The following is a 20405-nucleotide window of genomic DNA, read 5'->3' as shown; positions in this document are numbered from 1 at the left end:
ATCGGAAAAGCCATTCGATCGACATTTTTGGCGAAGGCGCCGTTGCAAAGAAGTGCCACCTGCATCAATCAAACTTATATGAAAGCATACGGCATTTTCCCGCTGATTGAGATCGCTGGAGATAACGACCTCCAAGTGGGGAAATGCGTCTCGATGATCTCCGACTTGGTTTGCCGCTCCCTCCGAGCAGGAGGCGATACATTCCACGTCGCCATCGATTGGCGCGATCCGAATGGCAAGGCTTGGAGCATCTGCACCGAGGGGGTTGCTCAGCCGCATATTGTTCAGCTTCGCTCGAACGATGAACTGCTCGATCTTGTTCGCCAATCTAGCGACCCGTTTTCGGGAAGAGGCGCGCACATCATTCGATCCATGGCGACCTGCCGTGCAGCAACGTTTGGATACGACGGCCAAGTATTTCTCTGCTTGCGGCATGAGGACAGCGTACCGACATCTCCAGATCCAAAGTTGATCGAAGTTGTTGAACGACCCGAGTTGTTAAGCGACGCCGACTATTTCGACGGTATTATCGTCAGCCCGCTGAATTCTTCAAGCAGCGGGTAGCGGAAAGAGCTGGCCTTCGACAGCTCAGGCCGAACGGCAGTGCGCGGAACAGCATTCCAAAATCGCCAGTTACCACCCCGTTGCCATTTCGTTCCGCAGCGGCGATACCCGCGCGCATGCTCCCCCACCCTTCCCTGCACGCCAGCCATGGCGGCGTCTGGATCGCCGATGGCGATGGCACGCGGGCGATCGGGCGGGGGGAGGCGATCCGGATTGCGGCGGACACGCCGGTCATCCTGCTGAACGCGCCGCTGGTCGCGCAGCGGCTGGGCTATGGCGAGCTGTCGGGGTTGGACGTGCTGGAGCTGTTCGCGTTCCTGCACCCGGCGCGCTTCATGGTGCCGACGCCGCGCGGGCTGGCGCGGACGATCGGGCTGGACGAGCCGGCGGACGATGCGGGCGTGCCGGCGTTGCTGCGCGCGGCGACCGCGCGGCTGCTGGCGACGTGCGAGGGCGACTGGCCAGAGCGCGAGGGCGCGTGGACCGCCGCGCAGAGCCTGGCGCGGCTGCGCTGGCCCTGGGCGGCGCTGGTGACGCAGCGGCTGGCGCGGCCGGACAAGGCCGAACGCTGGCTGTTTTCCAAACTGCCCGAATGGGACGAATCAGCCCCCCGCCCCGCCCCGCGCACCGTGACGCTGGACGACGCCGATGTGGCCGCACGGCTGGCGCGGCTGACCGGCGACGGGGCGGAGCAGCGGCCGGGCCAGCGCGCCTATGCGAGCGCGGCGGCCGCCGCGTTCCAGCCGCGCGCGATGCGCGACGCGCCCAATCTGGTGCTGGCCGAAGCCGGAACGGGGATCGGCAAGACGCTGGGCTACCTCGCCCCCGCCGGGCTGTGGGCGGAGCAGGCGGGCGGCGCGGTATGGGTGTCGACATTCACCAAGGCGCTGCAACGCCAGCTGAACCATGAGGGCGCGCGGCTGATCGCCGATCCGGCGGCGCGGCGGCGGCGGATCGTGACGCGAAAGGGGCGCGAGAATTATCTGTGCCTGCTCAACCTGGAGGATGCGCTGCAGGGCGGGTTTCAGGGGCGGGCAGCGGTGCTGGCGCAGCTGGTCGCGCGCTGGGCCGCCTATAGCGCCGATGGCGACATGGTCGGCGGCGACCTGCCCGGATGGCTGCCCACCTTGTTCCGCCGCAACGGATCGACCGCGCTGACCGACCGGCGCGGCGAGTGCGTCTATGCCGGCTGCCCGCATTACCGGAAGTGCTTCATCGAACATGCCGCGCGTGCATCCGCACAGGCGGACATCGTCATCGCCAACCATGCGCTCGTCATGGTCAACGCCGCGCGCGGGCGCGAGACGGGGACGCGGCCGACCCGCTATGTCTTCGACGAGGGGCATCACCTGTTCGACGCGGCGGATGCGATGTTCGCGGTGGCGCTGACCGGGGCCGAGACGATCGAGCTGCGCCGCTGGATCATGGGGCCGGAGGGCACGTCGCGCGGGCGCAGGCGCGGGCTGGCGGCGCGATTGTCGGATGTCGCCAGCTATGACGAGGCCGGGGGCGCGGCGATCAACGACGCGGTCGATGCCGCCCGCGCGCTGCCCGGCGAGGGCTGGCTGCAAAGGTTGAGCGAGGGCGCGCCGTTCGGGCCGGTCGAGGCGCTGCTGGGGGCGGTGCGCGGGCTGGTCTATGCGCGCGATACCGGGGCGGCGGACGCGGGCTATGGGCTGGAGACCGAGCTGGCCGAGCCGGATGCGGCATTGGTCGAGGCGGCGGGGCCGGCGGCGGATGCGCTGGATGCGCTGCTCCGCCCGCTGGTCGCGCTCGGGCGGCGACTGGAAGCGGTGCTGGCGGATGCGCCCGACTGGATGGACGCGCCGGCGCGCGCGCGGATCGAGGGGGCGATCGCGTCGCTCGGCTGGCGCGCCGACATGGTCGCGGCCTGGCTGGCGCTGATCGCGCGGATCGGCGGCCCGGCGGACGCGGACTTCGTCGACTGGCTGGCGATCGACCGCATCGAGGGCCGCGAGGTCGATGTCGGACTGCACCGCCACTGGCTGGACCCCAGCCGGCCGTTTGCGCGCACCGTGCTGGAGCCCGCGCATGGCGTGCTGGTGACGTCGGCGACGTTGCGCGCGGGCGGCGACTGGGCGGTTGCGGAGGCGCAGAGCGGGGCCGGCCACCTGATCCGCCCGGCGGCGCGCTTCGAGGCGGCGAGCCCGTTCGACTATGCGACCCAGGCCGAGGTGCTGATCGTGACCGATGTCGCGCGCGGCGACCTGGCGGCGCTGGCCAATGCCTATGGCCGGTTGATCGTCGCGTCGGGCGGCGGCGTGCTGGGGCTGTTCACCGCGATCCGGCGGCTGCGCGGCGTCCATGCCCGCATCGCCGACCGGCTGGCGCGCGAGGGGCTGGCGCTCTACGCCCAGCATGTCGACCCGATCGACACCGGGACCCTGGTGGACATTTTCCGCGACGATCCGCGCGCCAGCCTGATCGGCACCGATGCGCTGCGCGACGGGGTGGACGTGCCGGGCCGCTCGCTGCGGCTGGTGGTGATGGAGGGCGTGCCGTGGCCGCGCCCCGGCGTGCTGCACGCGGCACGGCGGCTGGCGGGCGGCGGGGCAGCCTATGACGACCGCATCGTCCGCGCGCGGCTGGCGCAGGCGTTCGGGCGGCTGATCCGTCGCGCCGACGATTCGGGCGCGTTCATCCTGTTGTCGGCGGCGATGCCGTCGCGGCTGCTGGGTGCCTTTCCCGAGGGTACGCCGGTCCGGCGGGTGACGCTGGAAGAGGCGGTCGCACGCGCGCGGCACCTTTCCACGCGCGCGGCGATCGGGCATGACGCGGAGCAGACCGCCTGACGGGGACTCCATGAAGACGCTTACCCTGCTTCGCCACGCCAAGTCCGGCTGGGACGACCCCGTCGCCCGCGATTTCGACCGGCCGCTGAATGCCAAGGGCGAGCGCGCGGCGACGACGATGGGGCGGCACGTCCGGGCGCTCGGGCTCGGCTTCGACCATGTCGTCGCCTCCCCCGCCCGCCGGGTCGAGGAAACGATCGCGGGGTTCGAGGCTGGTTATGGCGCGACGCTGGGCGCGGTCCCCGACCGGCGCATCTACCTCGCCTCGGCGGTGACGCTGCTCGATCTGGTGCGCGAGCTGCCCGCCGATGTCGAGCGCGCGCTGCTGATCGGGCACAATCCGGGGCTCGAGGACCTGGTGCTCATGCTGGTGCCGGCCAGCGACGACGATGCGCTGCGCGCGCGCGTCGAGGACAAGTTCCCGACCGCCAGCCTGGCCGTGATCGCGTTCGACGGCGCGTGGGCGGACCTGAAGATGAATGGCGGGCGGCTCGAAAACTTCGTCAGGCCGCGCGACCTCGACCCCGCGCTCGGCCCCGATCAGGCCTGATCGGCACCCAGCGCGTCGGCGAGCAGCGCGCGAATCCGGCGCAGCGCGTCGGGCACGGGCTCGGCGGCCGTCGCGGCCCCCCCACGCTCCCCCGCGAGCAGGCGCTGCACCCCGGCGATCGTATAACCTTCCTGACCCAGCAGGCGATGGATGCGGCGGACCAGCGCGACGTCGGCGGGCCGGTAATAGCGACGCTGCCCGGCGCGCTGCATCGGCCGCAGCTGCGGAAAGCGGGTTTCCCAATAGCGCAGCCGATGCTGCGGCAAACCAAGCTCGCGCGCCAGATCGCTGATCGTCACGAAGGCGCCGGGTGTGCTGTCCGACCGGCCGGACACCCCGTTCAGTCGGCGCGCACGATGCGGTCGCGCATCATCTGGCTGGCGCGGAAGGTAAGGACGCGGCGCGGCGCGATCGGCACCTCGACCCCCGTCTTGGGATTGCGGCCGATCCGTTCGCCCTTGTCGCGCAGGATGAAGCTGCCGAAGCCGGAAATCTTCACATTCTCGCCGCGGGCGAGCGCGTCGCACATATGGTCGAGGACCTGTTCGACCAGGCGCGCCGAATCCGCGCGGGACAAACCCATCTGGCGATGGAGCGATTCCGCCAGGTCGGCGCGGGTCAAGGTTCCAACTGTCGACATTCGATGTTCTTTCGTCCCCCCTGTTCAGCCGCGCGGTGTAACACACTGTGGCGCGGGTGCAATATTGGACCATTCCGGAGCTAATTGCCGATGTGCTAGAGTTGGACGACGCTGGCGCCCCAGGTGAAGCCGCCGCCCATCGCCTCCAGCACGATCAGGTGACCCGGCCGGATGCGCCCGTCGCGAATCGCCGCGTCGAGCGCCAGCGGCACCGACGCCGCCGAGGTATTGGCGTGCTGGTCGACGGTGACCACCACCTTTTCCGGGGCGAGGCCCAGCTTGCGCGCGGTCGCATCGAGGATGCGGGCATTGGCCTGGTGCGGCACGACCCAGTCGACCCGGTCCGCCGCCATGCCCGCCGCGTCGAGCGCCTCGCTCATCACCGCCGCCAAATTGGTGACGGCATGGCGGAACACCTCGCGCCCCTTCATCCGCAGCTTGCCGACGGTGCCGGTGGTCGACGGCCCGCCATCGACATAGAGCAGCTGGTTGTGGCGCCCGTCGGCGTGCAGCCGGGTTGCGAGCACGCCGCGCGTGCCGTCGCCTTCGTCGGCCTCGAGCACGATCGCGCCCGCCCCGTCGCCGAACAGGACGCAGGTCGCGCGGTCCTCCCAGTCGAGGATGCGGCTGAAGGTTTCCGATCCGATCACCAGCGCGCGCGTCGCCGCGCTGGCGCGGATCATCGAATCGGCCACCTGGAGCGCGTAGAGAAAGCCCGAGCAGACCGCCGCCACGTCGAAGGCGACGCAGTCGTCGATGCCCAGCGCGGCCTGCACCAGCGTGGCGCTGGCCGGAAAGGTCTGGTCGGGCGTGGCGGTCGCAAGCACGATCAGGTCGATGTCGGCGGGTACGCGACCGGCGGCGGCGAGCGCGGTGCGTGCAGCGGCGGTCGCGAGCGTCGAGGTCGTCTCGTCGGCTTCGGCGATGTGGCGGAAACGGATGCCGGTACGCTCGACGATCCATTCGTCGGAGGTATCGACGCGCGCCGCCAGATCGGCATTGCTGACCCGCGTGCGCGGCAGGGCGGAGCCGGTCCCGGTAACGACGGCGCGACGAATGGTCATGTCAGGAACCTTCAGGCAGCCTTGGCTTCGAAATTTCCGAGATCTTCGGCGATCCGGCGCGTGAGGTCGTCGCGCACCATCTTGGCGGCGACGGCGATGGCGTGGGCGACGCCGGCTTCGTTGGCGCCGCCATGGCTCTTCACGACCAGGCCGTTGAGCCCCAGAAACACCGCGCCATTGTGGTTGTTGGGATCGAGATGATGGCGAAGCAGGTCGGTCGCCGGACGCGAGATCAGGAACCCGATCTTCGACCGCACGGAGCTCTGGAACGCGCGGCGCAGCAGGTCGGCGACGAAGCGCGCCGTTCCCTCCGCCGTCTTGAGCGCGATATTGCCGGAAAAGCCGTCGCACACCACGACGTCGACTTCGCCGCGCGAGATCCGGTCGCCCTCGATAAAGCCGGCGAAGTGCAGCGGCAGGTGGTTCGCGCCGCGCAGCTGGGCGGCGGCGTCGCGCACCGCATCGGTGCCCTTCAGTTCCTCGGTCCCGATGTTGAGCAGCGCGACGCGCGGATTGTCGAGGTCGAGCGCGGTGCGCGCATAGGCCGCGCCCATGACCGCAAACTGGACGAGGTTGCGGGCGTCGCATTCGGCATTGGCGCCGAGATCGAGCATCACCGTGTCGGTTTCGCCCAGGCTGGGCAGCAGCGCGGCGAGCGCGGGGCGGTCGATGCCGGGCATGGTGCGCAGCGCCAGCTTCGCCATCGCCATCAGCGCGCCGGTATTGCCGCAGGAGATGGCGGCATCCGCCTCGCCCCGCTTCACCAGGTCGATCGCGATCCCCATCGACGTGGTACGCGCGCGCCGGATCGCCTGGCTGGGCTTGTCGTCGGCACCGACGGTTTCGGCGGCATGGACGATGCGGACCGCATCGGCCAGTTCGGCATAGGCAGCAAGCCCGCCGGCGACCTGCGCCTCGTCGCCGACCAGGGTGAAGGCAAGCGCCGGATCATGGCGATGTGCGCGGGCGACACCCGCCAGCATGGTCGAAAGCCCCTTGTCGCCGCCCATCGCATCGACGGCGATCCTCGAGCCCCTGGCCATGACGGCGACGTACTCCTGTCCGTGCGCGGGCCTCAGCCCTCGACCGAAACGATTTCCCGGCCGTTATAGTGGCCGCAAGCCATGCACAGATTGTGCGGGCGCTTCAACTCGCCGCAATTCGGGCATTCCTGGAACGACTCGACCGAGAGCGAGTCGTGCGCGCGGCGCATGCCACGGCGGGAGGGCGAGGTCTTTCTCTTCGGAACTGCCATTTCGGCACCTTATCCATCTGCAATCTGGGTGTTCGGGGTCGCGATACGCCACACCCTGGTTCCAGGCAAGCCGCGCCGCAAGCGCGCGACCCGCCCGACCGGCGGGCTGGCAGGTCACGAAGCGAGCGAGCGCCTATAGCCGATTTCCGCCACGTTGCAAGTATCGCCCGGCCGTGGCAGCCCAGGCGACACCAATATCCGGGGGAACGCTATACATGGACACCATCATCCTGCCCGTCACGCTGGCGACCGCGGCCGCAGCGGCGCTGATCAACGTCTGGCTGGGCGCGCGGATCATCCGCGTCCGCTTTGCCGAGAAGATCGCGATGGGCGACGGCGGCAATGCGACGATGCAGTGCCGGATGCGCGCCCAGGCGAACTTCATCGAATATACCCCGATCATCGTGATCCTGATCGCGCTGATCGAGCTGGCACTGGGAACGAGCGGGTGGCTGTGGCTGGCCGCGGCAGCCTATATCGGCGCGCGCGTGCTCCATCCTTTCGGCATGGACGGGTGGATGCTGGGGCGCCAGATCGGCACGATCGTGACGCTGACCACGACCATCCTGCTGGCCGCGACCGCGCTGGCGATCCCGTTCCTGAGCTTCGGGTGAGGGGCGGCATCGATTAGCGAGCTCTGACCCTCCGCTGATCCGGTGAGGCTGACCGGGACAGGGCCTTATCGGAAAGCCCAGCCACTCCTCGCTCGTCACCCCGGCCTCGAGCCGGGTTCCCGCTGCCTGATCCGGCGCGCGAAGAAGCGGGACCCCGGGTCAAGCCCGGGGTGACGACAAGATTCAAAATCACATCGATGCAATGCGCGTTCCGGGGCAGTCTCCCCGGATGGAGGTCCGAAGCGCTTCTCTCAAGATCTTCCGCCCCTCAACGCCCCGCGAGCGCACGGTCGCCGACCAGCGGATTGGTGCGGCGTTCATGGCCGAAGCTGCTCGTCTCGCCATGCCCCGGCACGAAATGGGTGTCGTCGCCGAGCGGCCACAGTCGCCCGGTGATCGAGGCGATCAGGTCGTCGTGATTGCCCATCGGAAAGTCCCAGCGCCCGATCGAACCGCGGAACAGCACATCGCCGACCACCGCGAATCTTGACGGCGCGTGGTGAAAGACGACGTGACCCGGCGTATGGCCGGGGCAGTGATAGACGTCGAGCACCAGATCGCCGACCGTGACCTGGTCGCCATTTTCGAGCCAGCGATCGGGCTCGAACACTTCGCCGCGCACGCCATAGTTGCGGCCGTCATCGGCCAGCCGGGCGATCCAGAACCGGTCGGCCTCGTGCGGCCCCTCGATCGGCACGCCCAGCTGGCGGGCGAGGACGCCCGCCTGGCCGCAATGGTCGATATGGCCGTGGGTGATCAGAATCTTCTCGATCGTCACGCCCAGCTGCGCCGCCGCCCCGGTCAGCCGGTCGAGATCGCCGCCGGGATCGGTGAAGGCGCCGCGCATCGTGGCGGTGCACCACAGGATCGTCGCATTCTGCTGAAGCGGCGTCACCGGAACGATCGCGGCGCGCAACGGCGGTTCGCCGGCGGAAGGGGCTTGGGTCATGGCCAGCGGAGATAGGCAAGGCGACGGGCGGCGGCAACACGCACTTGCCCCGGCGGCGCGCGCGCTGCATGGCCGGGCGGCCATGATGTCCGGCACGTCCCCGCCCTTCGTCCTCGTCGACGACGCCCGCACCCCCGGCACGCCGGCACGGCTTTATCGCGACCCCGTCCGCATCCTGCGCGCCGACCGGCTCGACGCGGTCGCGCCGCTGCTCGACGCGATCGACGCCGCGGTGGCGCAGGGCGCGCATGTCGCCGGGTTCCTGGGCTATGAGGCCGGCTTTGCGCTCGAACCCCGGCTGACGCGCCACGCCCGCATGCTTGTCCCCGACGGCGACGACCGGCTGCCGGTCGGCTGGTTCGGCGTGTTCGACGCGGTGACGCCGATCGATGCCGATGCGTTGCACGCCGCGCTGCCGCCCGGCGACGGCGCCTATGTCGGCGCGGCGGTGCCCGAGATCGATCCGGCGGGCTATGCCGCCCGCTTTGCCACGGTGCACGACGCGATCCTGGCCGGCGACATCTATCAGGCCAACCTGACCTTTGCGGCGCGCGCGCCGGTCGCGGGCCACCCGCTGGCGCTGTACGCCGCGATCCGCGCGCGCGCCGCCGCCGGCTATGGCGGGGTGGTGTGGACGGGCGAGGACTGGCTGCTCAGCTTCTCGCCCGAACTGTTCTTTGCCGCCGCCGACCGCCGCATCGCGGTGCGTCCGATGAAGGGCACCGCCGCGCGCGGCGACACGCCGGAGCAGGATCGCCAGGCCGCGGCGGCATTGCGCAACGACCCCAAGCAGCGGGCCGAAAACCTGATGATCGTCGACCTGATGCGCAACGACCTGTCGCGCATCGCCCGGCCGGGCAGCGTGACCGTGCCCGAAGCCTTTGCGATCGAGAGCTATCCGAGCGTGCACCAGATGGTGTCGACCGTCGCCGCCGAGCTGCCCGACCGATGCCCGCCATCGACGATACTGCGCGCGCTGTTCCCGTGCGGATCGATCACCGGCGCGCCCAAGCTGCGCGCGATGGAAATCCTGGCCGAGGTCGAGGGCGGGCCGCGCGGCGCCTATACCGGCGCGATCGGTACGGTGACGCCGCAGGGCAGCGCGCAGTTCAACGTCGCGATCCGCACCCTGCATCTGAAGCCCGGCGCATTGCAGGCGCGCATCGGGCTGGGATCGGGGGTGGTCGCCGATTCGGTCGCCGAGCAGGAATGGGCCGAATGCCTGACCAAGGCCGCGTTCCTGACGACGGGGGCGCGGCCGATCGACCTGGTCGAGACGATCGCCTTCGACCCGCTGGAGGGAATGCCGCTGCTCGAGCGCCATCTGGAGCGGATGCGCGCAAGCGCCGCCGCGCTCGGCTTTCGCTTCGACCGGCATGGCGCGCGCAACGAACTGCAGGCCGCGACCTTCCGGCTGCGTGCGGCCGCGCGGGTCCGGCTGTTGCTCGCGCGCGGCGGCACCGTTGCGATCGAGGTCGCGCCGATGCCCGCCACGCTCGCGCTGCCGGTGCCGGTCGACGTCCGGCCGTTGCCCGTCGATGCCGACGATTTCCGGCTGGCGCACAAGACGAGCGACCGGCGCCACTGGGCGGCGGCGCGGGCCGGGGCGACGACGTTCGACACGCTGTTCACCGACGCTGCTGGCCTGCTGACCGAGGGCAGCTTCACCTCGATCTTCGTCGAGCGGTCCGACGGCATGCTGATGACGCCGCGGTTGCGCCCCGGCATGCTGCCGGGCGTGCTGCGCGCGCACCTGATCGCGGAGGGCCGCGCGGTCGAGGCGGACCTGACCCCGGCCGATTGCGCGCAAGGATTGTTCGTCGGCAATGCGCTGCGCGGACTGATTGCTGCGCGGCTGGTTGCGGATGACGAGGGACGCGGCTAAGGCCCGCGACGATTTCCCAAGCCCGCAAAGGTCCCGCCCCATGAAGCCCTCCGCCGCGCTCGGCCGCATCCAGCCCTCCGCCACGCTCGCGATGACCGCGCGCGTGTTCGAGCTGAAGCGCCAGGGCATCGACGTGATCGGGCTGGGCGCGGGCGAGCCTGATTTCGACACCCCGGATTTCGTCAAGGATGCCGCGATCGAGGCGATCCGCGCGGGCAAGACCAAATATACCAATGTCGACGGCACGCCCGAATTGAAGCAGGCGATCGTCGCCAAGTTCGCGCGCGACAACGCGCTGACCTATGGCATCGACCAGGTGACGGCGAATGTCGGCGGCAAGCACACGCTGTTCAACGCGATGGTCGCGACGATCGATGCGGGCGACGAGGTGGTGATCCCCGCCCCCTATTGGGTCAGCTATCCCGACGTCGTCCAGTTCGCCGGCGGCGTGCCGGTCTATATCGAAGCCGGGGCCGACCAGGCGTACAAGATCACCCCTGAACAGCTCGACGCCGCGATCACGCCGCGGACCAAGTGGGTGATCCTCAATTCGCCGTCCAACCCGACGGGTGCGGCCTATTCGGCGGCAGAGCTCAAGGCGCTGGGCGAGGTGATCGAGCGCCACCCGCATGTCTGGGTGTTCGCCGATGATATGTACGAGCACATCCTGTACGACGGATTCGAGTTCGCGACGATCGCGCAGGTGTGCCCGTCGCTCTACGAGCGCACGCTGACCGTCAACGGCTGTTCCAAGGCCTATGCGATGACCGGCTGGCGGATCGGGTTCGCGGGCGGGGCGGCGTGGCTGATCAAGGCGATGGCCAAGCTTCAGTCGCAATCGACCAGCAATCCGTGCTCGATCGCCCAGGCCGCCGCCACCGCCGCGCTGACCGGCGACCAGTCGTTCCTGAAGGACCGCGCCGCCGCGTTCCAGCAGCGGCGCGACCTGGTCGTCGCTGCGCTCAACGCCATTCCCGGCATGACGTGTCCGACACCCGAAGGCGCCTTCTACGTCTATCCCGAATTCAGCGCGCTGATCGGCAAGACGACGCCCAAGGGCCAGGTGATCGACAGCGACGAGGCGATGATCGGCTATCTGCTCGACGAGGCGCGGGTGGCGGCGGTGCACGGCGCGGCGTTCGGCCTCTCCCCCGCGATGCGAATCAGCTATGCGACGTCAGAAGCGCTGCTGCGCGAGGCCATGGCGCGGATTGCGCAGGCGTGTGTAAACTTGCGCTGAACGGCACGGCCAGCCGTCGTTCATCGATGCGCGGCCAGAACGATCTTGCGATCCGGCAGCGGCTCCCCATCTGACGCTCAGCGTCGACGGCGACGCCCCCGCCGAATCGCGGCGACAGAAATTGTTTCGGACCAGATGTGATGCGGATTTTTCCACGCGGCAGCTTCGCGCGCCCCTTTGTCAGCGGCTTCGTGTTGGGCACGATGGGCCTGATCGCGATCCAGTCCGCCGACGCGCGGCGCGACGGCATCGGCAGGATCGTGCCCCAGGCGGCTGTAACCGAAACCACTCGCTGATCGAACCCGTGCACGACTATAACGGTCGTCATGGACAAGGATCACGCGATGAACTGGACTCTCCCCTCCCTCGCCATCATCGGACTGGCCGGCGCCTTCGCGCTGCTGACCCCGGTCGCGGGGCATGCCGAACGTGCGGTCGTGATTCCGGCCGCCGCGCGCGACGTGCCCGCGAGCGCGGGGCTGCAGACCGCGGTCTTCGCCGGCGGCTGCTTCTGGGGCATGGAAGCGGTGTTCGAGGAAGTGAAGGGCGTGAAGTCGGTGGTCAGCGGCTATGCCGGCGGCACCCGCGAAACCGCGACCTATGACCAGGTGACGACCGAGCGCACCGGCCATGCCGAGGCGATCCGCATCACCTATGACCCGCGCCAGGTCAGCTACGGCACGCTGATGCGCGTCTTCTTCTCGGTGGCGCACGACCCCACCCAGCTCAACCGTCAGGGCCCCGACCGCGGCCCGAGCTATCGTTCGGCGATCTTTCCGCAGAACGCCGCCCAGAAGGCGGCAGCGGTGGCCTATATCGCCCAGCTGGGCCAGACCAAGGCCTATGCCAGCCCGATCGTGACCAAGGTCGAGAACGGCGCGTTCTACGAGGCCGAGGCCTATCACCAGGATTTCGCACGGCGGAACCCCGGGCACGGCTATATCGTGCGCTGGGACAAGCCCAAGGTGGCGGCGTTCCGCACCGCATTCCCGACGCTGCTGAAGAGCTGAGCATCGGCGGCTGACGGCACTGGTGCGCGCGCCCCTTGCGAAGGGGGCGCGCGCGCTCCTATGAGCGCGGTCGCATGGGCATTTCCGATCCCCGACCGCTGCACTGGTGGCAGACGCGCTGGTTCGTCGTGCTCGCCGCGATCGTCGCCGCCATTCCGCTGGTCTGGCCCGACATTCCGCCGCTGGTCGACCTGCCCGGCCATATGGGCCGCTATCGCGTTCAGCAGGCATGGGACGCCGCGCCGCACCTGCACGAATGGTATCGGTTTGAATGGGCGCTGATCGGCAATCTTGGCCTCGACCTGCTGATGGTCGTGCTCGAGCCGCTGATCGGGCTGGAACCCGCGGTCAAGCTGGTGGTGCTGACCATCCCGCCGCTGACCGTGCTTGGTCTGCTGTGGATCGCGCGCGAGGTGCATGGCCGCATCCCGGCGACCGCGCTGTTCGCGCTCCCGCTCGCCTACAGCTTCCCCTTCCATTTCGGCTTCGTCAATTTCGCGCTGTCGATGGCGCTGGCGCTCAACGCCTTCGCGCTGTGGCTGCGCCTGGCGCGGCTGGAGCAGACCAGGCTGCGCGCGGTGGTGTTTGTGCCGATCGGGCTGGTGATCTGGGTCACGCATACCTTCGGCTGGGGGACGCTGGGGCTGCTCGCCTTTTCGGCCGAGCTGATCCGCCAGCACGACAAACGCGGCGGCTGGATCGCGCCGTGGTTTCACGCGGGGGTGCACTGTATCGCGCTGCTCCCCCCCGCCATCCTGATGCTGGCGTGGCGCGCGTCGGGCGATGCCACCGGCCAGACGGGCGACTGGTTCGACTGGCGGCTGAAGATGCAGTGGGTGACGATGGTGCTGCGCGACCGCTGGCAGCTGTTCGACCTCGCTTCGGTCGGCATCCTCTATCTCATCCTGTTCAAGGGCTTTCGCGATCCCAACATCCAGTATTCGCGCCATTTGAGCGCGTCGGTGGTCTTCCTGCTCGCGATCTTCATCCTGCTGCCGCGCGTGGTGTTCGGATCGGCCTATGCCGACATGCGGCTGGCACCCTATCTGTTCGCGATCGCGCTGATCGCGCTCAGGCCAAAGCCGGGGCTGACGATCCGCGGCGCGACGCTGCTGGCGGCGGCGGGGCTGGCGTTTTTCGGCGCGCGTATCGCGGGCACGACGTACAGCTTCTGGCTTTACGACCGCGATTATGACCGCGAGCTCGCCGCGCTCGACCGGTTGCCGATGCAGTCACGACTGGTGACCTTTGTCGGCGAGACGTGCTTCAACGAATGGCGGATGACCCGGCTGGAGCATTTGCCGGGCATCGCGCTGGCGCGGCGGCTGGCCTATGCCAACGACCAATGGTCGATGGCGGGCGGCCAGTTGCTGACCACCCGCTACAAGATCGCGGGGCGGTTCGCGCACGATCCGTCGGAGCTGGTGACGGATGTCCAGTGTCCGCGCCAATATTGGCGGCCGGTCGCGCGCGCGCTGACCCGCTTTCCGCGCGAGGCGTTCGACCATGTGTGGATGATCCAGCCTCCCCCGTATGACGAGCGGCTGCACCAGGGATTGCAGCCGCTATGGCGCAACGGGCGCAGCGGCCTCTATCGCGTCGACCCGCGCATTCCACCGGCCGAGCTGCGGCCGGAAGATACGCCGCGCCACTGGCTCATGCGGACTTCCTGAACGGCGTCAGCTCGCCCAGATATTCCTGCTCGACCGCGACCGCGGCACGCTCGCGCACCAGGAAATCGTCGACGGCGCGACGAAAACCGGGGTCGGGCAGATAATGGGCGGACCACGTCGTCACCGGCACATAGCCGCGCGCCAGCTTGTGCTCGCCCTGTGCGCCCGCCTCCACTGTTGCCAGGCCGCGCGCGATGGCGGCGTCGATCGCCTGATAATAGCACAGTTCGAAATGGAGGAAGGGCACGTCCTCCACGCAGCCCCAGTAGCGGCCATAGAGCGTGTCGCCTCCGATCAGGTTGAGCGCGCCCGCGATCGGCCGGTCGCCGCGCAACGCGAACATCAGCAGCACGCGGTCGCCCATGCGTTCGCCGAGCAGCGAGAAGAAGCTGCGGGTCAGATAGGGCTGCCCCCATTTGCGCGCGCCGGTATCCTGGTAGAAGTCCCAGAACGCATCCCAATGCGCTTCGGTGATCTCGCCGCCGGTCAGGTGCTCGACGCGCAGCCCGTCGAGCGCGGCGGCGCGCTCCTTGCGGATCGCCTTGCGCTTGCGGCTGGCGAGATCGCCGAGAAAGGCGTCGAAGTCGTCATAGCCGTGATTGTGCCAGTGGAACTGCACGCCCGCGCGGGTCAGCCAGCCGGCGCGCTCGAACACCGGCAGCTGGCCGGGCGCGACGAAGGTCGCGTGCGCCGAGGACAGGCCGTTCTGAACCGCGACCGATTCGATCGCGGCGATCAGCTCGCCCGCGCGGCGATCGCCCGCATCGGGCCGGATGAGCAGCCGCGGCCCCGGCACCGGGGTGAAGGGCACCGCGAGCTGGAGCTTGGGATAATAACGGCCGCCGGCGCGGTGCCACGCGTCGGCCCAGCCATGGTCGAAGACATATTCGCCCTGGCTGTGCCCCTTGAGATAGGCGGGCGCGATCGCGGCGGGTGCCCCGTCGGCACCGTCGATGATGATCGGCGCGGGTTGCCAGCCGGTACCCGGCCCGACCGACCCCGATTCCTCCAGGATCGTCAGAAAAGCATGGGCGAGGAACGGGTTGTCCGCGCCCGCGCACGCATCCCACTGCGCGGCCGGGATCGCACTGACGCCTTCGGCAATACGGGCGATGAGCGGCGGAGACGTCACGGCGCCAGATGTAGAGGCTGTCGGCGACGGTGCAATGCCGCCCCCGGGGCAGGGCGCGCCGGGTTCACGCCGGCGGGGCGGCGCCGGGCCAGCTTTTCACGTGCACGTCGCGTTGCGGGAACGGGATTTCGACGCCATGTTCCTTGAACAGCCACCACACCCGGTTGAGCACGTCGGAGCGCACATTACCGACGCCGCCTTCGGGATCGCTGATCCACGCCAGGATTTCATGATCGACCGAGCTGTCGCCGAACTGGGTCAGCCAGACATTGGGCGGCGGCGATTTGAGCACGCGGGGGCTTTCCTCGGCAGCGCGCAGCATCAGTTGCTGCGCGAGCCGCAGGTCGCAACCATAGGCGACACCGAGCGGGATGCGCACGCGCACGTTGCGATCCGAATAGGACCAGTTTTCGACCCGCTCGGTCATCAGGATCTCGTTCGGGATCAGATGCTCCTTGCCGTCGCGGGTGATGACCGACACCGCGCGCACCCCGATCTTCTTGACCCAGCCGGCATCGTCGCCGACGACGATGACGTCGCCCGGCTTGATCGACCGGTCCATCAGCAGGATGATCCCGGCGATCAGGTTGCCCACCGTCTTTTGCAGGCCGAAGCCGACCGCCAGCCCGAGCGCGCCCGAAAACACCGCGAAGGTGGTGAGGTCGATGCCGAGCAGGTCGACGCCCACGAAGAAGGCGACGACGATGATCGCGATGCCCGCGAGCTTCTGGAACAGCACGCGCTGGGCGGGATCGAAGCCGGCCGACTGGCCGATGGCATGATTGATCACCCGGCTGGCGAGCCGGGCGGCGGCGAACAGCACGATCCCGGCGATCAGCACGGTGGTGACCGACCACAGACTGACGCGCCGCGCGCCGACATCGATGCCGACGCGGTCGAGCGTGGTCGCGACCGGCGTCAGGCCGCCGACCGCCGAACTGAACAGCGCGACGAAGACGAAGCCGGCGACGCCCCAGGCCGCAAAGGGCGGGAGGCGTACGCCGCGCAGCAGCGCCAGCGCCGCCAGTGCCGCCGCCGCGCTCCAGGCAAAGCCGATCGGCAGCGACGCCAGCGGTCGCCAGGGCCACGCCGCGAAGATCAGCGCGAGCAGCAGCGCGGCACCGGCATGGCGGACGATGGCGCCGATGCGCGGCGCAAACGCCCCGTGCAGCCCGGCGCGCTCCTCCGCCAGCCGGGTGAGCCGGGGGGCGACCGCGCGGCCGATCAGAACGCCGGCCGCCAGCGCCGCCAGCGTCAGGCCGCTCGCGGCGGCGAGCTCGACGAGTTCGGGCGTGGTCGGCACCGCGACGTCGAGGCCGCCGAACCAGGCCGTCACCCGCTTCATGTCGCCGCGCGGAACCGGTCGAGCCCGGCGGCGAGGTCGGCGATCAGGTCGGCGGGATCCTCCAGCCCGATCTGGAGCCGGACGACCGGCCCCTCGGCCTGCCAGCGGGTGGCGGTGCGATAGCGCGCCGGATCGACCGGCAGCGCGAGGCTTTCGAACCCGCCCCAGCTATAGCCGATGCCGAACAGGTCGAGCCCGTCGATCAACGCCGCCCGCGCCGCGTCGTCGCCGCCGGCGAGCACGAAGGCGAACAGCCCGCTCGACCCGCGAAAGTCGCGCGCGAACAGGTCGTGCCCCGGACAGCCGGGCAGCGCGGGGTGGAGCACCCGCGCCACCTCGGGCCGCGATTCGAGCCAGCGGGCAATGGCGAGGGCGCTGGCGCCGTGCTGGCGCATCCGCACGCCCAGGGTGCGCAGGCCGCGGCTGGCGAGCCAGGCGTCGTCGGGGCTGACGCACTGGCCGAGCTGGTGGCTGGTCTCGCGCAGCGCCGCGAAGCGGCCGGGCGCAGCGGTGACCGATCCCAGCATGACGTCGGAATGGCCGACGACATATTTGGTGCAGGCCAGGATGGCATAGTCGACCCCCATCGCGATCACGGGGAGCAGCAGCGGGGTTGCCCAGGTATTGTCTATCAGCGTCGTCACCCCGCGCGCCTTTGCCGCCGCGACGATGGCGGGCACGTCCTGCACCTCGAAGGTCAGGCTGCCCGGGCTTTCCATGAAGATCGCGCGCGTCGCCGGGCCGATCAGGTCGGCGATCCCCGCGCCGATCAGCGGGTCGTAGAAGCACGTGGCGATGCCCATGCGCCGGAGCAGCCCCGTCGCCAGGCTGCGCGTCGGATCATAGGCGCTGTCGGTCAGCAGCAGCTCGTCGCCGGGCGACAGCACCGCAAGCAACGCGGCGGCGATCGCCGCGACGCCGGAGGGGTAGAGGAAGGTCGCCTCCGCCCCAGGCTCGAGCGCGGTCAGCGCGTCGGCGAGCGCCCACTGGGTCGGTGTGCCGCGTCGGCCGTAGAACAGCGTGTGGTGGGTATCGCTGCGCGCGGTGGCGCGCAGGTCGGCGACCGAATCGTACAGGATCGTCGACGCGCGCCAGACCGGCGGGTTGACGATGCCCGTCGTCCATTCCGGGCGGCGGCCGGCCGTGACCAGGCGCGTATCGTCGCCCCGGTCGCGGTCGCCGCCCCCCGCCATTCAGGCCGCGCCCATCGCCTTCGGCGTCGAGCGGTCCGCGCCCCATTCCGACCACGCGCCGTCATAGAGCGCCGCCGAATTGCCGAGCAGGTGGAGACCGAACAGCAGCACTGCCGCCGTGATCCCCGAACCGCAGGTGGTGACCACCGGCTTCGTCACGTCGATACCCGCGTCCGCAAATGCGGCTTTCAGCGCGTCGCCCTGCTTGTAGGTGCCGTCATCGTTGAACAGCTCGCCATAGGGCAGGTTCTTCGACCCCGGAATATGGCCGGCATGCGTCGCAGGACGCGGATCGGGCTCTTCCCCGGTGAAGCGCGCGGCCGAACGCGCGTCGACCACCTGTTCGGCACCGCTGTCGACATTGGCCTTCATCTGGTCGAGCGTGCGCACGCTCTTGTCGTCGGCCCACACCGTGAAGTGGCGATGGCGCAGCGTTTCCTTGCCCGACTTCACCTCGCGCCCCTCGGCCTGCCACTTGGCAAGGCCGCCGTCGAGGATCGCGACGTCGTGCGCGCCGAAATGGCGCAGCATCCACCAGGCGCGCGCCGCGGTCTTGAGCGGCGAATTGTCGTAAAGGACGATGCGGCTGCCATCGCCCAGCCCCAGCGACTGCATGCGGCTGGCGAATTTTTCGGGCGGGGGCAGCATCGACGGCAGGCTGGTATTGGCGTCGGCGATGTCGGCCAAGTCCATGAACACCGCGCCCGGAATATGCGCGGCCTCATATTCCGCGGCGGCGTTGCGGCCGTGCTCCGCCAGGAAATAGGTCGCATCGACGACACGCAGGTCGTTCGCGCCAAGCTCACCCGCCAGCCATTCGGTCGTCACCAGCGATTGCATGTCGATCGTCTCCTGAATTGTGCCCTGTGCCGCTGGCGCGCGGCCCCTGTCGCTTCCGCTTTAGGAATAACCGCCGCCCGCGTCGAGATGGTCCAGAAACCCTTTGGCCTGCGCGCGTATCCCGGCTTGCGTCTTTTCGTCCATGCGGTCCCAGTTGCGATAGGGCATGGCAAGGCGCTGATTCTTCCCGAGGCGCGGGCGGTTGCGCGCCAGGAAGTCCCAGTAGAGCGCGTTGAACGGACACGCATCCGGGCCGGTGCGCTGCTTCACGTCATAGCGGCAATGACCGCAATAATCCGACATCCGGTCGATATATGCCCCCGACGACGCATAGGGTTTGGACGCCAGCAACCCGCCGTCGCCGAACTGGCTCATGCCGAGCACATTGGGCGCCTCCACCCATTCATAGGCGTCGGCATAGACTTCGAGGTACCAGCGCTGCACCTCGACCGGATCGGCCCCGATCAGCATGGCGAAATTGCCGGTCACCATCAGCCGCTGGATGTGGTGGGCATAGGCATGGTCGAGCGTCTGGCCGATTGCCTGGGCAAGGCAGTGCAGGTCGGTCTCGCCGGTCCAGTACCAGCCGGGCAGCGGGCGTTTGGCGTCGAGGAAATTGCGCTGCGGATAGTCCGGCCCCTCACGCCAATAAATGCCGCGGACATATTCGCGCCAGCCGATGATCTGGCGGATGAAGCCTTCGGCCGCGTTGAGCGGCACCCGTCCGGCGCGGTAGCGCGCCTCGACCTCGCGGCACAGGTCGAGCGGGTCGAGCAGCCCGCAATTGAGATAGGGCGACAGGATCGAGTGCCACAGGAACGGCTGGTCGGTCAGCATCGCGTCCTGATAATCGCCGAAGCTGGCGAGCGCGTGGTCGAGGAAGTGCCCTTGCTGGCGCAGCGCATCGGCGCGGGTGACGGCGAAGTCGAAGCCGTCGAGGCGGCCGGGATGATTGCCGAAGCGCGCCGCCACCAGAGCGAGCACCTCGCGCGTCACGGCGTCGGGCGCGAACGACAAGGGGCGCGGCATCATCAGGTCGCGCGGCGCAGGCTTGCGGTTCTCCTTGTCGTAATTCCACGCGCCGCCTTCGGGCTGGTCGCCGTTCATCAACAGGCCGGTCTTGCGCCGCATCTCGCGATAGAAGAACTCCATGCGCAGCTGCTTGCGCCCCGCCGCCCAGGCGTCGAAATCGGCATGGCTGGCGATGAAGCGCGTGTCGGGGCGGACATCGACCGGGCGACCGAACCGGGTCTGCCACTGGTCGATCATCGCCATGACGCGCCATTCGCCGGCCTCCGTCACGACGATGCGCGCGGGATCGTGGCGGGCGACCGCGCGGGCGACTTCGCCGGTGAAGCTGCCGCTGTTTTCGGGATCGTCGATCGTCACATAGTCGACCGTCCAGCCCGCGGCGCGCAGCGCGTCGGCATGGTGGCGCATCGCGGCGAACAGGAGCGCGATCTTCTTGGGATGATGGCGGACATAGCTTGCCTCGTCCGCCACCTCCATCATCAGCACGCGCGCGGTGGCGGGGTCGGCGGCGGCAAGCGACGAGAGGTCCAGGCTCAACTGGTCACCCAGCACCGGGATCAGCGTGTCGATCGGCCGTTCCAATTTGTCGCCCCGCCCCTATATCCG

20 protein-coding genes are annotated in these 20405 nt (G+C 69.3%); 9 read left to right on the top strand and 11 right to left on the bottom strand.

All coding sequences use genetic code 11. The features are described 5' to 3' along the window. The first annotated feature begins 27 nt into the window (after window positions 1-27). From GO308_RS12100 to GO308_RS12090, 3 genes are all read left to right on the top strand, one after another. Complete coding sequence (locus GO308_RS12100; protein WP_156454269.1) at window positions 28-564, top strand: hypothetical protein; 537 nt, start codon at window positions 28-30, stop codon at window positions 562-564. 116 nt (window positions 565-680) lie between these two features. Next, window positions 681-3377 (top strand): ATP-dependent DNA helicase, encoded by a 2697-nt coding sequence (locus GO308_RS12095; protein WP_240885600.1) that lies wholly within the window; start codon window positions 681-683, stop codon window positions 3375-3377. Window positions 3378-3387: 10 nt separating this feature from the next. Further along, entirely contained in the window at window positions 3388-3927 is a 540-nt protein-coding gene (locus GO308_RS12090; protein ID WP_066674392.1) for a histidine phosphatase family protein, read from the top strand. Here GO308_RS12090 and GO308_RS12085 read toward each other — a convergent pair. The 5 genes from GO308_RS12085 to rpmF form a co-directional block, all read right to left on the bottom strand. Further along, complete coding sequence (locus tag GO308_RS12085) at window positions 3918-4262, bottom strand: MerR family transcriptional regulator (protein WP_066480687.1); 345 nt, start codon at window positions 4260-4262, stop codon at window positions 3918-3920. The genes GO308_RS12090 and GO308_RS12085 overlap by 10 nt on opposite strands. 5 nt (window positions 4263-4267) lie before the next feature. Further along, window positions 4268-4567, bottom strand: a complete 300-nt coding sequence (locus GO308_RS12080) for an integration host factor subunit alpha (RefSeq protein ID WP_066480686.1) — start codon at window positions 4565-4567, stop codon at window positions 4268-4270. 95 nt (window positions 4568-4662) lie between these two features. Next, window positions 4663-5631 carry a beta-ketoacyl-ACP synthase III gene (locus GO308_RS12075; RefSeq protein ID WP_240885599.1) on the bottom strand — a complete coding sequence of 323 codons (969 nt, stop codon included), beginning with the start codon at window positions 5629-5631 and terminating at the stop codon, window positions 4663-4665. A gap of 11 nt (window positions 5632-5642) precedes the next feature. Beyond that, on the bottom strand, window positions 5643-6674 hold the full coding sequence (gene plsX / locus GO308_RS12070) for a phosphate acyltransferase PlsX (protein ID WP_240885598.1): 1032 nt from the start codon (window positions 6672-6674) through the stop codon (window positions 5643-5645). Window positions 6675-6706: 32 nt separating this feature from the next. Next, a complete protein-coding gene (gene rpmF / locus GO308_RS12065; RefSeq protein WP_066480682.1) occupies window positions 6707-6886 on the bottom strand; it encodes a 50S ribosomal protein L32 in 180 nt (59 codons plus the stop codon). Between the two features lie 215 nt (window positions 6887-7101). Between rpmF and GO308_RS12060 the strand changes: the two genes are divergently transcribed. Next, a complete protein-coding gene (locus GO308_RS12060) occupies window positions 7102-7500 on the top strand; it encodes an MAPEG family protein (protein WP_066549925.1) in 399 nt (132 codons plus the stop codon). A 268-nt stretch (window positions 7501-7768) separates the two neighbouring features. Here GO308_RS12060 and GO308_RS12055 read toward each other — a convergent pair whose 3' ends face one another. Then, window positions 7769-8449: an MBL fold metallo-hydrolase gene (locus GO308_RS12055; protein WP_066674406.1), complete on the bottom strand. Its 681-nt coding sequence runs from the start codon at window positions 8447-8449 to the stop codon at window positions 7769-7771. Window positions 8450-8531: 82 nt separating this feature from the next. Here GO308_RS12055 and pabB point away from each other — a divergent pair, with 82 nt between their 5' ends. From pabB to GO308_RS12030, 5 genes are all read left to right on the top strand, one after another. After that, window positions 8532-10334: an aminodeoxychorismate synthase component I gene (gene pabB, locus GO308_RS12050; RefSeq protein WP_240885822.1), complete on the top strand. Its 1803-nt coding sequence runs from the start codon at window positions 8532-8534 to the stop codon at window positions 10332-10334. Window positions 10335-10374: 40 nt separating this feature from the next. Next, window positions 10375-11574, top strand: a complete 1200-nt coding sequence (locus GO308_RS12045; RefSeq protein WP_066480678.1) for a pyridoxal phosphate-dependent aminotransferase — start codon at window positions 10375-10377, stop codon at window positions 11572-11574. Window positions 11575-11714: 140 nt separating this feature from the next. Further along, window positions 11715-11870, top strand: a complete 156-nt coding sequence (locus GO308_RS12040) for a hypothetical protein (protein ID WP_156437767.1) — start codon at window positions 11715-11717, stop codon at window positions 11868-11870. A gap of 48 nt (window positions 11871-11918) precedes the next feature. Next, window positions 11919-12584 (top strand): peptide-methionine (S)-S-oxide reductase MsrA, encoded by a 666-nt coding sequence (gene msrA, locus GO308_RS12035; protein WP_240885597.1) that lies wholly within the window; start codon window positions 11919-11921, stop codon window positions 12582-12584. Window positions 12585-12658: 74 nt separating this feature from the next. Beyond that, window positions 12659-14257, top strand: a complete 1599-nt coding sequence (locus tag GO308_RS12030) for a hypothetical protein (protein ID WP_066480677.1) — start codon at window positions 12659-12661, stop codon at window positions 14255-14257. Here the strand turns inward: GO308_RS12030 and GO308_RS12025 are convergent. From GO308_RS12025 to GO308_RS12005, 5 genes are all read right to left on the bottom strand, one after another. Next, window positions 14241-15389 (bottom strand): GNAT family N-acetyltransferase, encoded by a 1149-nt coding sequence (locus GO308_RS12025; protein WP_240885596.1) that lies wholly within the window; start codon window positions 15387-15389, stop codon window positions 14241-14243. The two genes, GO308_RS12030 and GO308_RS12025, sit on opposite strands and share 17 nt — an antisense overlap. Before the next feature lie 64 nt (window positions 15390-15453). Then, on the bottom strand, window positions 15454-16734 hold the full coding sequence (locus GO308_RS12020; RefSeq protein WP_066480674.1) for a mechanosensitive ion channel domain-containing protein: 1281 nt from the start codon (window positions 16732-16734) through the stop codon (window positions 15454-15456). After that, entirely contained in the window at window positions 16731-17927 is a 1197-nt protein-coding gene (gene metC, locus GO308_RS12015; protein ID WP_240885595.1) for a cystathionine beta-lyase, read from the bottom strand. Before metC ends, GO308_RS12020 begins: the two co-directional genes overlap by 4 nt. Beyond that, window positions 17928-18767 carry a 3-mercaptopyruvate sulfurtransferase gene (gene sseA, locus GO308_RS12010; protein ID WP_066480672.1) on the bottom strand — a complete coding sequence of 280 codons (840 nt, stop codon included), beginning with the start codon at window positions 18765-18767 and terminating at the stop codon, window positions 17928-17930. A gap of 60 nt (window positions 18768-18827) precedes the next feature. Then, entirely contained in the window at window positions 18828-20381 is a 1554-nt protein-coding gene (locus GO308_RS12005) for a cryptochrome/photolyase family protein (RefSeq protein WP_276616526.1), read from the bottom strand. Window positions 20382-20405 lie beyond the last annotated feature (24 nt).

It is taken from the genome of Sphingomonas sp. SFZ2018-12 (genome assembly GCF_022496715.1).
GTDB lineage: Bacteria > Pseudomonadota > Alphaproteobacteria > Sphingomonadales > Sphingomonadaceae > Sphingomonas.
Note: the sequence above shows the minus strand (reverse complement) of the source record. Positions and strands in the feature narration are given on the sequence as shown.

What these genes read in the sequence shown, in the direction of transcription:
- GO308_RS12075 (WP_240885599.1), bottom strand. Translation starts at nt 5,631, where the DNA reads ATGACCATTCGTCGCGCCGTCGTTACCGGGACCGGCTCCGCCCTGCCG.
- GO308_RS12030 (WP_066480677.1), top strand. Translation starts at nt 12,659, where the DNA reads ATGGGCATTTCCGATCCCCGACCGCTGCACTGGTGGCAGACGCGCTGG.
- GO308_RS12090 (WP_066674392.1), top strand. Translation starts at nt 3,388, where the DNA reads ATGAAGACGCTTACCCTGCTTCGCCACGCCAAGTCCGGCTGGGACGAC.
- msrA (WP_240885597.1), top strand. Translation starts at nt 11,919, where the DNA reads ATGAACTGGACTCTCCCCTCCCTCGCCATCATCGGACTGGCCGGCGCC.
- sseA (WP_066480672.1), bottom strand. Translation starts at nt 18,767, where the DNA reads ATGCAATCGCTGGTGACGACCGAATGGCTGGCGGGTGAGCTTGGCGCG.
- GO308_RS12040 (WP_156437767.1), top strand. Translation starts at nt 11,715, where the DNA reads ATGCGGATTTTTCCACGCGGCAGCTTCGCGCGCCCCTTTGTCAGCGGC.
- rpmF (WP_066480682.1), bottom strand. Translation starts at nt 6,886, where the DNA reads ATGGCAGTTCCGAAGAGAAAGACCTCGCCCTCCCGCCGTGGCATGCGC.
- GO308_RS12060 (WP_066549925.1), top strand. Translation starts at nt 7,102, where the DNA reads ATGGACACCATCATCCTGCCCGTCACGCTGGCGACCGCGGCCGCAGCG.
- metC (WP_240885595.1), bottom strand. Translation starts at nt 17,927, where the DNA reads ATGGCGGGGGGCGGCGACCGCGACCGGGGCGACGATACGCGCCTGGTC.
- pabB (WP_240885822.1), top strand. Translation starts at nt 8,532, where the DNA reads ATGATGTCCGGCACGTCCCCGCCCTTCGTCCTCGTCGACGACGCCCGC.
- GO308_RS12095 (WP_240885600.1), top strand. Translation starts at nt 681, where the DNA reads ATGCTCCCCCACCCTTCCCTGCACGCCAGCCATGGCGGCGTCTGGATC.
- GO308_RS12080 (WP_066480686.1), bottom strand. Translation starts at nt 4,567, where the DNA reads ATGTCGACAGTTGGAACCTTGACCCGCGCCGACCTGGCGGAATCGCTC.
- GO308_RS12055 (WP_066674406.1), bottom strand. Translation starts at nt 8,449, where the DNA reads ATGACCCAAGCCCCTTCCGCCGGCGAACCGCCGTTGCGCGCCGCGATC.
- GO308_RS12020 (WP_066480674.1), bottom strand. Translation starts at nt 16,734, where the DNA reads ATGAAGCGGGTGACGGCCTGGTTCGGCGGCCTCGACGTCGCGGTGCCG.
- GO308_RS12045 (WP_066480678.1), top strand. Translation starts at nt 10,375, where the DNA reads ATGAAGCCCTCCGCCGCGCTCGGCCGCATCCAGCCCTCCGCCACGCTC.
- plsX (WP_240885598.1), bottom strand. Translation starts at nt 6,674, where the DNA reads ATGGCCAGGGGCTCGAGGATCGCCGTCGATGCGATGGGCGGCGACAAG.